Origin of the sequence: Paenibacillus sp. 2TAB19 (assembly GCF_052115185.1) — a bacterium.
In the GTDB taxonomy this organism is placed as follows: Bacteria; Bacillota; Bacilli; order Paenibacillales; family Paenibacillaceae; genus Pristimantibacillus.
On the sequence record NZ_JBFRGE010000022.1, the window covers coordinates 57230 to 70295 of the forward strand.

11 protein-coding genes are annotated in these 13066 nt (G+C 50.2%); 8 read left to right on the top strand and 3 right to left on the bottom strand.

Annotated features, from left to right (window positions below):
- The first annotated feature begins 1 nt into the window (after position 1).
- Genes AB4Z33_RS12285 through AB4Z33_RS12295 form a run of 3 tightly spaced genes read left to right on the top strand, consistent with a single transcriptional unit; the run spans position 2 to position 4244 of the window.
- Complete coding sequence (locus tag AB4Z33_RS12285; protein WP_442050216.1) at positions 2-2374, top strand: DUF5696 domain-containing protein; 2373 nt, start codon at positions 2-4, stop codon at positions 2372-2374.
- 2 nt (positions 2375-2376) lie between these two features.
- Positions 2377-3255 carry a carbohydrate ABC transporter permease gene (locus AB4Z33_RS12290; RefSeq protein WP_442050217.1) on the top strand — a complete coding sequence of 293 codons (879 nt, stop codon included), beginning with the start codon at positions 2377-2379 and terminating at the stop codon, positions 3253-3255.
- A 5-nt stretch (positions 3256-3260) separates the two neighbouring features.
- Positions 3261-4244, top strand: a complete 984-nt coding sequence (locus AB4Z33_RS12295; RefSeq protein WP_442050218.1) for a carbohydrate ABC transporter permease — start codon at positions 3261-3263, stop codon at positions 4242-4244.
- A gap of 82 nt (positions 4245-4326) precedes the next feature.
- Here AB4Z33_RS12295 and AB4Z33_RS12300 read toward each other — a convergent pair whose 3' ends face one another.
- On the bottom strand, positions 4327-5244 hold the full coding sequence (locus AB4Z33_RS12300) for an ArsR/SmtB family transcription factor (RefSeq protein WP_442050219.1): 918 nt from the start codon (positions 5242-5244) through the stop codon (positions 4327-4329).
- Positions 5245-5518: 274 nt separating this feature from the next.
- On the opposite strand from AB4Z33_RS12300, the gene AB4Z33_RS12305 reads away from it, so the two are divergent.
- Positions 5519-6490 carry a glycoside hydrolase family 43 protein gene (locus tag AB4Z33_RS12305; RefSeq protein WP_442050220.1) on the top strand — a complete coding sequence of 324 codons (972 nt, stop codon included), beginning with the start codon at positions 5519-5521 and terminating at the stop codon, positions 6488-6490.
- 339 nt (positions 6491-6829) lie between these two features.
- On the opposite strand, the gene AB4Z33_RS12310 is transcribed toward AB4Z33_RS12305, so the two are convergent.
- Complete coding sequence (locus AB4Z33_RS12310; protein WP_442050245.1) at positions 6830-8158, bottom strand: FAD-dependent oxidoreductase; 1329 nt, start codon at positions 8156-8158, stop codon at positions 6830-6832.
- A 412-nt stretch (positions 8159-8570) separates the two neighbouring features.
- On the opposite strand from AB4Z33_RS12310, the gene AB4Z33_RS12315 reads away from it, so the two are divergent.
- The 3 genes from AB4Z33_RS12315 (at position 8571) to AB4Z33_RS12325 (ending at position 11492) form a co-directional block, all read left to right on the top strand.
- A complete protein-coding gene (locus AB4Z33_RS12315; protein ID WP_442050221.1) occupies positions 8571-9323 on the top strand; it encodes an SDR family NAD(P)-dependent oxidoreductase in 753 nt (250 codons plus the stop codon).
- A gap of 101 nt (positions 9324-9424) precedes the next feature.
- Positions 9425-10165: a GTP cyclohydrolase II gene (locus AB4Z33_RS12320; RefSeq protein WP_442050222.1), complete on the top strand. Its 741-nt coding sequence runs from the start codon at positions 9425-9427 to the stop codon at positions 10163-10165.
- A gap of 454 nt (positions 10166-10619) precedes the next feature.
- Entirely contained in the window at positions 10620-11492 is an 873-nt protein-coding gene (locus AB4Z33_RS12325) for a DUF421 domain-containing protein (protein WP_442050223.1), read from the top strand.
- Positions 11493-11555: 63 nt separating this feature from the next.
- On the opposite strand, the gene AB4Z33_RS12330 is transcribed toward AB4Z33_RS12325, so the two are convergent.
- Positions 11556-11891, bottom strand: coding sequence for a winged helix-turn-helix transcriptional regulator (locus tag AB4Z33_RS12330; protein ID WP_337099971.1), 336 nt, complete (start codon positions 11889-11891; stop codon positions 11556-11558).
- 150 nt (positions 11892-12041) lie between these two features.
- Between AB4Z33_RS12330 and AB4Z33_RS12335 the strand changes: the two genes are divergently transcribed.
- On the top strand, positions 12042-13019 hold the full coding sequence (locus AB4Z33_RS12335) for an aldo/keto reductase family protein (protein WP_442050224.1): 978 nt from the start codon (positions 12042-12044) through the stop codon (positions 13017-13019).
- Positions 13020-13066 lie beyond the last annotated feature (47 nt).

Consider the following 13066-nt stretch of genomic DNA (forward strand, 5'->3'; position numbering starts at 1 on the left):
AATGAGGAAACAACGAAAATGGCTCATCATGGCTGCGCTTCTGCTCGTTGTCAGCATCTTCCCTCACTTCGGGGCCGCTGAAGGCGACATCCGGGTACTGGCGGAGCAGGATGCCGGCGACACAGAGGCAAGCGCGGGCAGCGACGAGAGTGCGGCCGCGGAGGAACAGCCGGCTGAAGAGCCCGTGGAAGAGGATACGCCGGCCGATACGGCATCGGATACGCCTGTGGAAGGCGAAGATACGGGCGAGGTGAAGCTGTACCCCGTATCGGCGGTGAAGGAAATCGCATCGAACGATGCGTATACGATGTATATCGACGAGAAGACGGGCAACATTCGTCTTGTCGACAACAAGACGAAGAAGGAATGGCTCGGTACGCCGCAGTTGCCGCGTACGACGATGCCGAACAACAAGAAGTTCATGGACTCTGCCGCCCATGTGAAGTACACCGAAGGGGTCGATACCGTCCAAACGTACTTGGCGAAAGAGAAGGAGAACAAGCTGTCCATCGAGGCAATCGACGGAGGTGCTCGAATCACCTTTACGTATACGAAGGAAAAGCTTGAGTTCGCCATGGAATACCGGCTGCTTGAGGACGGCTTCGAGGTGACGATTCCCGAGAGCTCGATTAAGGAAACGGGGGTTGCCCGGTTCGTCAGCATCGAGCCGCTGCCGTTCTGGAATGCCGCGGCAAAGACCGACGAAGGGGCGTTGTTCCTGCCGGACGGCTCCGGCGCGCTCATGAATTATAAGGAAACGCACCCGCAATATTTCGCAGGTTACTCCGAGATGATCTACGGTGCCGATCCGGCCTATCTCTCGCGAACGAACGAGAACATCATCGAAGAAATATGGCGGCAAAGCCCAGCGCCTAAGGAGAGTATTGCGTTGCCTGTATTCGGCAATTACCGGAACGGCATCGGCTCGCTCGGCATCGTGACGAAGGGTCAATACGATGCGAAGGTGAATGGGACGCCGTCGGGCATCCGTGCGATCGATTATTACCGCACGTCGACGGAGTTCGTATATCGCTGGGACGATATTATTTTCATAGGCACATCCGGTCAAATTCCGTTTTTCCAAGGGGATTGGATCAAAGGCGACCGCCAAGTGCGCTACATGCTATTGCAAGACGAGAAAGCTGGTTATGTCGGCATGGCGCAGGCGTACGGTGCTTACTTGCAGAACGTGCAGGGCGTGCTGCCGTCAGAGCCAAGCGGTAGCGCAGCTCCATTCAAGGTTAAGCTGATGGGCGGCATTCTGCGCGACGAGGTGCTGGGCGATACCTTCATCTCGATGACGACATTCGATGAAGCGCGCGTGATCATCGATACCTTCGAGCAGAAGGGGATACGCAATCTGGAGCTTACGTTCTCGGGCTGGTCGGAGGACGGTCTGTACGGCGATCAACCCGACCACTTCCCGGTCGAGAAGAAGCTCGGCGGTTCGAAGAATTTGAAGGACCTAGCCGCGTATGCCGCCAACAAAGGCGTGAAGCTGTATCTCGAAGCCAATTATGCCCGTGCTTATTCGGATAGCGACGGCATGAAGAAAAGCAAGGACGCCATTCGCGGCATGGACCGCGAAGCGGCGGAGAGCACCGATTATTTCATCGGAAGCAGATGGAACAATGATAGCCGAATGTTCTATTGGATGAAGCCTGAGCGTGTCATTGCTAGGCATCTGAACAAGGAGTTGGACAGCTATAAGAAGCTTGGCGTCGCCGGCGTACACTTCGATTATTGGGGCGATACGCTTTATTCCGATCTCGATCGCAAGTCGCCGTTGTCGCGGGACAAAACGGCTTCCGCTTGGGTCAACGCTATCGATGCGGCGCGCGAGAAGCTTGGCGGCGCGAAGGTCGATTACGGCTTCGGCTATATGCTTGGCCATATCGACAGCATCGATGGAGCGCCGCTCGATTCCAGCCATTTCATCTACAACGATGAGACCGTTCCTTTCTATCAAATCGCGGTTCGCGGCTTGGTACCTTATACGGCGGGTGCGATGAATCTGCGCGACGATTGGAATAATGAGCTGCTGCGCATGGTRGAATACGGAGCGTTGCCGAGTCTGGAGCTGACTTACGAATCGACCTCCAAGCTGCAACGAACGATGGAGGATCGCTTATGGAGCTCCGAGTACAAGCAATGGATTGATGCGGCGGTTCAGGAGTATGAGGCGCTTGCGCCGATCTACTCAGCCATCTCGGGCCAAGCGATCGTGGACCATGAGAAGCTTGCGAAGGATGTCTATCGCACGACGTACGCGAACGGCACGAAGGTCATTGTCAACTACGGCCAAGCGGCTGTGACCATAGACGGCACAGCGGTACCGGCAGCGGGCTACGCGATGCAGAACGGAGGGGAATGAGCATGGGCAAAAAATTTGGGCTCTCGATGAGAGGCCGTCACATCTTGGAAGGCTACTCGTTCATTTCCATATGGATCATCGGGTTTCTGCTGTTCATGCTGTACCCGCTGGGCGTATCGCTCTACTACTCGTTCAATAACCTAGAGGTGACGCAGCACGGCCTTATTGCAACCTATGCAGGCTTCGAGCATTACCGGGCGGCGTTCGCGACGGATATCGATTTCCGTCCATTTCTGCAGAGCACGGTAACGACGATGCTGACGCAAGTGCCGCTGATCCTTATCTTTTCAATGATGAGCGCGCTGCTGCTTAATCGCCAGTTCCGGGGCAGGATGCTGTTTCGCGGCATCTTCTTCCTGCCGGTCATTATAGCTTCCGGCGCTATCTTGCGAGAGCTGCTGGAGCAAGGCRCGGCGCAGTTGCCGATCTTCTATCAATCGGATCTTTATACGAAGCTGAACGCCTTCATCCCCGAMGATATTCTCGAACCGCTGCTTCTGTATGCGGAATCGCTGACGATGGTCATGTGGGATTCCGGCGTTCAGATATTAATCTTCATCGCGGGTTTGCAGACGATTTCTCCATCGCTCTACGAAGCAGCGAAGTGTGATGGAGCGACGAAGTGGGAAAGCTTCTGGAAAATTACGTTCCYGATGATTATGCCGATGCTGTTCGTCAATACGCTGTACAGCATCGTCAACTCATTCACGAAGCCGGACAATAAGATCATGGACTACATTAACAACATTGCGTTCAAGTCGAACAACTATGCGTACGGTTCGGCGATGGGCTGGATTTATTTCGTAGTCATATCCATTATATTGGCGATAGTCTTCTTTATCTTCCGCAGAAGCTTATCGGCGAGCGAAGGCAGGAGGTAGAGTCGATGTCGATCAATTCAACTAGCGTAACAAGCAAATATACCGATTTGCAGAGTAAGGCGAAGGACGTCTGGAAAGTAACCTGGGTCAAGCGCGGCCGCGGCATTATCGGAACGGTATTTTATTACATGGTCATCTTGAGCTTGGCGTTCGTCTTCATCTATCCGCTGCTCTATATGGTCTCTAAGTCCCTTATGCGGCCGGAGGATGTTGCCGATGCGACGATTCAATGGATTCCTAGACAGTTCAGCTTGCAGAACTACGATATCGCCTTGGAGGCGATCAACTTCTGGCCGGGACTGCTGAACAGCATCATTATTTCGTTCGGGAGCGCGATTCTTCAGGTGCTTAGCTGCTCGCTCATAGGCTATGGCTTTGCCCGGTATAGGTTTCCTGGTCAGGCGCTGTTCCTAGCACTAGTCGTCTTTACCTTCCTGGTGCCGCCGCAGACGTTCGTCGTGCCGTTGTTCAAGCTGTTTCTAGATATGGGCTGGGTCAACACGCATCTGCCGTTCATCGTCCCCGCTATTCTGGGTCATGGGCTAAAAGGCTCGTTGTTCGTCCTTATCTTTATCCAGTTCTACAGCAGGCTTCCGCATGTATTAGAGGAGGCGGCGCGGATCGACGGCGCTGGCGCATTCCGCACCTATTGGACGATCATGTTCCCGCTCGCCAAGCCGGCGATGCTCGTCGTGTTCCTGTTCTCCGTCGTCTGGCATTGGAACGATCTGTTCGAGCCCAACCTGTATTTGCTCGTGCCGGAGTACTTCAATCTGGCGCAAAATATGGCTTTCTTCAACGGCAATGCGAACCTGAATCTGCAGCAAGCTACGACGTCCGTTTCGAGCACAATCGGGCTTGCGCCGACGCTGCAAAATCAGATCATGGCTGGCGTTATGCTTACTATATTGCCRGTTCTGCTGCTGTATATGTTCACGCAGCGTTATTTCGTAGAGAGCGTGGAGCGGGCAGGTATTGCAGGCGAATAGCCGCAAGCAAAAGACGGTCTTCAATAATGGAAGACCGTCCGATAGGAGCATGGGGAGAAATGCGGCTTAAGCTGTATTTCTCCTATTCATTTCTTTCGTAATACAGGCGCATAATGATGTCTTGATTGTAGTTGCCGAATCCGGAACCGAACAAGGTAACGCCGCCCACGTTCTCGGCATCCTCTTCTACCGCGATTTTGAACTTCCATTGTTTCCTTGTCACATCAAGCTGATCGAGCGTTACGTCGGATATTTGCTGCCCGTCGATAAAGGTTCCTTGGTTATTGATTTTCAGGCGCTTAAGCAAGCCGTATTGGTTGACGGCATCCCACCACCAATCGGGAGTGAACTTGCCTCGTTTTGTTCCGCCGAAGTCGCCGGGGCTCGTCCATATTCCGATCTTAACGTCGTTGAAGTAGAAGCTGATGTCAGACGGCCAATTTTCATTGGCATCTGGCGCTTCCGACGAGATCTCGAATGAAATCTCAAGCTCGTTCGGCTTCTCGCTCTTAAGCAGGAAGTTAGCTGCTTTATATTCGATAAAGCCGCTTGTGAACCATAGTATCTTGGCGTTAATCCGTTCGGCATCGAGGAAGAATCGAGGCTCATCGAACATGCCGATTACTTTCGTCGTTGTCGACAGCCCGCATGTAGGCTCTACCTCGAAATCGGTGTAGTGGCCGATGGATATAATCGTCTCATGGTAAGTACGCATGGCGGCGCGGTTCTTGGATGGAAAATCGATTTCAATGCTGTCCGTAATAAGTTTGCACATCTTCTTCGTGCCGCCGCCGCTCGAGATCATCTCGGAGCTGATTATCCCAGCCTTCTCGAGCTTCTTCACATGCATCGTAATGATCGGGCTGCTAAGCTCCAAGGCTTGCGCCAGATCTTTAATGTTCATCTCCTGCTGCGACAATAATTGAATAATACGCAGACGAACATCGCTGGCCAGAGCTTCATAGATCGGCAGGTGCGCAGTCGTAACATCGATCTTCATAATCTTCACTCCACTCTAAGATTGGTGAACAGCGATTTATTAATTTGTTCTCGGATTAACATCAGGCGAAAGTGCTTGGAGAAGCAAATGCTAAAAGGCCCAATGGCACGAAAAATAAATGTCGAATCACCGTTGTTACACTTCTTTTATACTTATATTTTATATGTAAATAGGTAAATTGACAAACACATTTTCTTTGATATTATATAAAATATTAATCAATTAATAAAACTGTGAATAATTAACTGGAATCGGAATTGGAGGAAATAATAGAGTGGAAACGACACAGGGAATTGGAAATACGCAGACGGTTTATCGAAATCCGCTAGTCGAGCAGCGCGCCGATCCATGGGTGCTTAAGCACACGGACGGGTATTACTATTTTACGGGTTCCGTGCCCCAGTACGATCGCATTGAATTAAGAAGAGCGACGACGATTGAAGGGCTCACTGCGGCGCCGGCAACTGATATTTGGCAGAAGCATGACAGCGGTGTGATGAGCAAAAATATTTGGGCACCGGAAATTCATTATATTGCGGGCAAATGGTACATCTACTTCGCTGCCGGAAGAGTCGACGATCCTTTCGCGCACCGGATGTACGTGCTGGAGAATGATGCGGTCAATCCGCTAGAGGGCCAGTGGGTAGAGAAGGGAGCGATTAAGACGGCATGGGACAGCTTCTCGCTTGATGCGACGAGCTTCGAGCATAATGGCGAGCAGTACTTGGTGTGGGCGCAGAAGGATCCGGAAATCGCGGGCAATACGAACTTATATATCGCTGAGATGGACAATCCATGGACGTTGCGGAGCGAACAGGTGCGAATTACGAAGCCGGAATTAGATTGGGAAGTGATCGGCTTCCTCGTCAATGAAGGCGCTGCTGTGTTGAAGCGCAACGGACGGATTTTCTTAACATATTCAGCGAGCGCAACCGACCATAACTATGCAATGGGGATGCTGACTGCCTCTGAAACAAGCAATCTGCTTGACCCGGCTTCCTGGACGAAGTCAGAAATGCCGGTATTCGCAAGCAATCCGGACGCCAGTCAGTACGGTCCGGGGCATAACAGCTTTACCGTTTCGGAGGATGGCATGCAGGATATCTTAATCTATCACGCCCGCAGCTATAAGGAGCTCGACTGCGACCCGCTGTTCGATCCGAACCGCCATGCGCGCGCCAAAGTAATCGAGTGGCGCAGTGACGGAACGCCGGACTTCGGCAAGCCTGAGGCAGATAACGTGTAAGTATGCGCTGACCGTCGAAGGAAGCTAAAGTAAGAAAGACCTACCGCATGAGATGCGGCAGGTCTTTCTTTAGTTGTTAACTCACCTCTAACACACATTTAGTGCACATCCAAGGAATCCTATTAACCTTATTGTACATATTAAACCAATTCCGCTCTTTATAAGAATCTAGATATTCTTATTTGTCCTTGGGATAACGAACTCGACCTCAAAGTAGAAGAATAAGGCTATATGGATTCGTTAGATTGTGATTGGAGCACAGAAGTGATGAATAGAGTTACCTAGATTCGTTAGACAGTTCCGAGTTCCGAGTGTCGAGTGCCGAGTGTTGAGTACGATCTAGATCGCTTGCAGCCCTGCCCGGTTAAGCAGATTCCATGGCCTGTTGTAATGCGGCTGGAAGAAGAAGTCGACGAAGCTCAGCTCATCCATCGTCATCTCGTTCTGGATACATACCGACAGCGTATTGATCGCTTGTGTCAGATCGACCTTCGAGAGGATTTGCGCGCCTAAGATTCTGCCGCCGTCTGCCTCATAAACAACCTTGAGTAATACTTTCTCATGCGTCGGCATGAAAGCTGGACGGTAGTCGTCTTCGATTGTGACACTTTTCACATTCAAGCCCGCAGCAACAGCCGCCGCTTCCGTCATGCCTGTCGATGCAATATTGTTATCGTAGATCTTAATGCCCGACGTTCCTTGCGTCCCCAAGTACCTAACCGTAGGTTTCACCAAATTTCTCACGACGAGCGTTCCCATTCTAACAGCGTTTGTAGCAAGCGGAATGTAAGCGTGCTGTCCAGTCGGATTATAATGAACGGCGCAGCTGTCGCCAGCGGCGAAAATATCAGGTTTGCTTGTGTGCATGAAGCTGTCTACGATAATAGCTCCATTCGGCAGCATATCGACCTGCCCCTTCAATAGCTCGGTGTTCGGACGGAAACCGATGCAGAGTACGACGAGATCGGCTTCATATTCGCCGGCGGTTGTATTCACTTTCGTTACTCGCCCGTCTTCCCCGGTAAACGATGTAACCATTTGGCCGAGCGCAAGCGTAACGCCTATGTCCGCGAATTGCTGCTCAACGACCGTAGTGAACGACTCATCCAAATATTTGAACAATACACGATCCGTATTATCGATTAGCGTTACTTGCTTGCCGAGCTCCTCGAATGCTTCCACGAGCTCGATGCCGATGTAGCCTGCGCCAATGACGGCGATGTGTTTCGCATGTTTCGCTTTCTCGATAATCGTTTGCGAATGATTGTAGTTTTTGCATAAGACGATATTATCAAGATCGATACCTTCCATCTGTGGAATGATAGGCCACGAGCCCGTTGTCATGACAAGCTTATCGAACGTATCGACGAATGCTTCACCGGTAGTGAGGTTGCGAACCTCGATCGTTTTGGCATCCGTATTGATGGCGAGCACATCATGCTTCATATGGGTTGTTACGCCAACTGCTGCGAGCTGGTCCGGCGAAGCGTAGAACAACTGGTTAGCGTCCTTCACGATACCGGCAACATTCAGAGCGATTCCGCACGACAAGAAGGAGATGTTGTCATTTCTTTCATAAACGGTAATAGCAGCCTCCGGATAAAGGCGGGCCATCTCAGTAATAGCAGCAGTTCCGGCATGTGTACATCCAACAACAACAATTTTCATCATCTTCAAACGCCTCCTTGTATGGGTGCAGACTTCCCGATAGGGAAGACTCCTAACATCGTGAATTAATTCACAACCAACTATACAATGTGAAAACATTCACAACCGCTTCTTGCTATTATCATATTCCTTTCGCGACGAAATGACAATGAATAAATTGTGACAAAATTCACAAACATATTTTTCTCCACATCAGAAAGCACTAGTGCTTTACAGTGATAAAGCGTAAGGAGATCATTCTGATTGGCGGGGCGATAAAAACTTCCGCTTAAACGCGGTCGCTCATCCTCGAAGTACTCCGATAGGAGTTTTTCTCATAATAAGTTTTGGCGGCGATGGCGCTTTGGCAGTTGAATTGTATAAAATAAAGATAGGCTGAACCGAATCGTAAAAGAGAAATGGAGGGTCCAATTTGGAATATGCGTTCACGGGTAAGGTTGTGCTAATTACTGGCGCAGGCGGCGGCATTGGACGCGTTGTCGCGCTAGCCTATGCGCAGCAGGGCGCTGTCGTTGTGATTACGGATAAGCTGGAGGACAAGCTTGAAGAAACCGCGAGTCTGCTTCAGGAGAAGGGCTTCGATTCACACCGATACGGGGCCGATATGAGCAAGCCGGAGCAGATTGTTGCCCTGATTGACCAGATCGGCGAGCTGCTTGGAACGATTGATATCGTCATTAATAACGCGGGATTCGGCATTTGGAAGTCGCCTTATGATCTAGAGCTTGATGAATGGGATGATGTTATAAATACGAATCTTCGCGGCACATTCGTATGCGCGAGGGAAGCTGCTAAGCTGATGCGTGCAAGCGGAGGCGGCTCGATTGTCAATATTTCTTCGACTAGGGCGCTGATGTCCGAGCCGAATTCGGAGGCGTATGCCGCTTCCAAAGGAGGTATTCTGTCGCTGACCCATGCGCTGGCCGTATCGCTTGGGCCCGATCGCATTACGGTGAATGCGATATGTCCAGGCTGGATTGAGAACGGCGATTACAGTCAGCTTCGTTCCGAGGACCATACGCAGCACCCAGCTCAGCGTGTTGGTCGGCCTAGCGATATTGCGCGGGCATGCCTCTACTTGACGAACCCTCAGAACGATTTTATAACAGGCACAAGCTTAACCATCGACGGTGGCATGACGCGAAAAATGATCTATGAAGAGTAGCTCATCAAGCTGTCGGCTATCTGAATAGTTTGGCATAGGGGCTGCATGCGGCGAACATAATAGAACATATCGTACTTATGAAGAGTTAGGAGCATACCTTTATGTATAATGAAGCGTTGTCGATATTGGATCATAAGATTAAGGCGATCGAGAGCGATACGGGCATGATTTATTTGGTCGGACCGATTCGACTGCCGGTTCACCTTGGCGAAGGAGAAGCGATCTTCCAGTGGTATTGCTGGCTGAGCTGTGAAGAGAAGCTGGAGGACGAGGAGCAGATCATTAAGAAGCTGTCGTCCGTAAATCTTGCCGAGATGCAGCAATCCAGCGTGCTTGTGTATGGCGACTTCGAGGAAGCGGACGAGGCATGGATTCGGATGCACAGCATCTGCCATACCGGCGATATATTCGGCAGCATGCGCTGCGACTGCGGGTTCCAATTGCATGAGTCGATGCGCAGAATCGTCCAGAAGGGTGCAGGCGCTCTGTTCTACTTGGCTAATCACGAGGGGCGGGGGATCGGCCTGTTCAGCAAAGCAATGGCCTATCTGCTGCAAGAGAAAGGTTATGATACTGTCGATGCGAATCTCAAGCTTGGTTTTGCCGATGATGTACGCAATTACGGTGATGCGATTAAGGTGCTGAAAGCGCTCCGTTCCAAGCCCGTTTCACTTATAACGAATAATCCGCGCAAGCGCGATGCGATGCAGGAAGCAGGCATGGCGGTAACGGAGCTAATTCCGTTATGGGGCGACAGATCCGAATACAACGAGCGCTACCTGGATACAAAGGTTAATCGGTCGGGACATCTAACTACGGTATCGGCTTGTCCGAATGATTAGCAGCGTATAAATTGGACAGGGCTGCCCTGCCAGCAGTAAATCTGCTAGCGGGACAGCCCTTGATTATTGCTTATATTTAACCGGACCTATGCGTGAGTGACAGGTCGTATGGAATCCCCATGTTAACAGCAAACAGCAAATGTACTCTTAGTTGCTTAACTACGCATCCTAAAACAACGAAAGCCCTACCTCTCTTCCGTCCTTGCGGCTCCGATGACCGCGCCAGTGTGAAATAGAAATTAGCACGAAAATTGGTTTGAGAATTAACAGCACAGAAATCAAAATCTGAGGAAAACGTTGAATCCTACTAGGGGATATGCTGAGGGTTAAATATAACACATTCACTACACTATACACAGATATCTAGGGAAAAGCAATATATTTTTCGGAAAATGTAAAAAAAGAATGACATTAGTCATTTTGGACACGATAGGAGGGAAGGGGGAATGTATACATGCCAGATTGGTTAGAGATAGTGCTTCGGACGTTCGCATCAGTCGTTATTTTATTTACGATGACTAAAATATTGGGTAAAAGGCAAATTTCGCAACTGTCGCTGTTCGAGTACATAACAGGCATATCTATTGGTAACATCGCAGCCTATGTTTCACTTGATTTGGATAATCTGTGGTATTTGGGCATCGTTTCGTTAATCGTTTGGGTTAGTGTCTCGGTAGGAATGGAATATATAACGATGAAGAGCAGAGTTATTCGCGATTTTGTTGATGGCAAAGGAACAGTCATCATTCAGGACGGTCAACTCGATAAAAAGCATCTGCATAAGGAGCGACTCACGCTCGATGAACTATTGGAGCAGCTGCGCAAAAAGGATGTATACCGGGTTGCCGATGTCGAGTTTGCAGTCATGGAGCCAAGCGGTGAACTTAATGTATTACTTAAGAAGGAGCATCAGCCGCTTACGGCGGACATGCTCGGCTGGAAGCTTAATAAGGAGAAAGAAGCCAAGACGGTCATTATCGATGGACAGGTGCTAACTGATATGGTTGACGAGAGCGGCTACAGCTTGGAATGGCTGCATCACGAGCTGAAGAAAAAGAAGCTGACGCCGGAAAGTATTTTTCTTGCCCAGATCGACAGCGATGGACAATTGAACATCCAGACTGGCGACGGAAGGTCGAACCGGGAAACTGCCGGCAAGAAGCCGAAGGATCGGATTGATGCCTTGTCCAAACAATTCGAATCAGAGCTTAAGCGCCTTGGCGAGTTAGCACGCAATGAGGGCGACCGCCGCGCCTATCAGTCGGCGCTTGATCGATTCCAGGCGGGATACAGCCCTTCGATGCCTGAGCGGGACCCTAATCCATAGCAAAAAAAATAAGCCTGACGATCCTACTATTATAGTAGAGAAGGATCGTCAGGCTTTTATCGTTTACTCAGTCCATCTGGCTGCCCAAAGCTTCATTTCTTTTAAAATATGCGTTAGATCCTCGCCCTTTGGCGTCAGCGTATATTCTACCGTTACAGGGACAGTCGGAAATACTTTGCGTTCAAGTACACCCTTTTCCTCCAAATGGCGCAGCGTAGTTGTTAACGCTCTCGGACTAACCGACGGGATAAGCCTCTGCAATTCACCGAATCGCCTCGTTCCGCAAAATAACTCCCTCAGTACGAGAAAGGCCCATTTGCCCCCGATTACATCCAATGTTTTCTCAATATTGCATTCGATCTGAACAGGCTCTTTAGGTACATAATTATGTGCGCTCACTAAGCCAGCTCCCTTCCTACCATCAGTTACTATTAGTATAGTATATATACTGTAGTTAATAAAATGAATAAACATTCACTACTTTATTAATCGCTAGAACTGCTATACACTACTAGTGAGACGAGGAAAGATTAGAAGGAGTGAATCCATTTGAATTACAGAAGAGTTGGCAAAAGCGGGCTTAAAGTGAGCGAAATCGGACTCGGCAGCTGGCTTACATACGGTACGGCAACAGCTGAGGAAACCGCGCAGGCTTGCATTCATAAAGCTTATGATCTGGGCATTAATTTCTTCGATACGGCTAACGCCTACAATAACGGGGCTGCGGAAGAAGTGATGGGCAGTGCTTTGAAAGCGTATTCGCGCAGCAGCTATGTGCTTGCGACGAAGCTGTTCTTCCCGATGGGAGCAGGGCCGAATGATAGGGGCTTGTCACGAAAACATATTATGGAGCAATGCGATGCGAGCTTGAAGCGTCTGGGTACCGATTACATCGACCTGTACCAATGTCATCGCTTCGATAATGATACGCCGGTGGAAGAAACGCTACGTGCGCTTGACGATCTAATGGCTCAGGGCAAAATATTGTACGCAGGCGTTAGCGAGTGGACAGCGGGTCAGATTGCAGATGCAGCATCGATCGGCAAAAACTTGAATCTGCGTCCGCTGATCTCGAATCAGCCGATCTACAATATGTTCGAGCGCTATATCGAGAAGGAGAACGTCATTCAGCAATGCGAGTGGGAGGGAATGGGTCAGGTTGTATTCTCACCGCTTGCGCAAGGCGTTCTGACTGGTAAGTACAAGCCGGGACAAGCGATTCCGCAGGACAGCAGGGCGGCTAACGACAAGACGAACGGCGTCATTAACAGCTATTTGCGCGAGGATGTACTCGCTTGCGCGGCTAAGCTGGAGGAGCTGGCTGCAGAGCTTGACGCTACGTTATCGCAATTCGCGCTCGCTTGGGTGCTGCGCCAGTCGAATGTGAGCTCGGCCATTATCGGTTCGAGCCGTCCTTCTCAGATCGAAGAGAATATTAAAGCGATCGATCTGGACTTAACCGATGAGGTGCTTGCGCGTACGGAGGATATATTGTCGGAGATCAGCGGCTTCGCGCCAATGAGATAGGCAAGCTGAATACGAACAAGGCTCTCCAACAAGGCTGCAATAAGCCT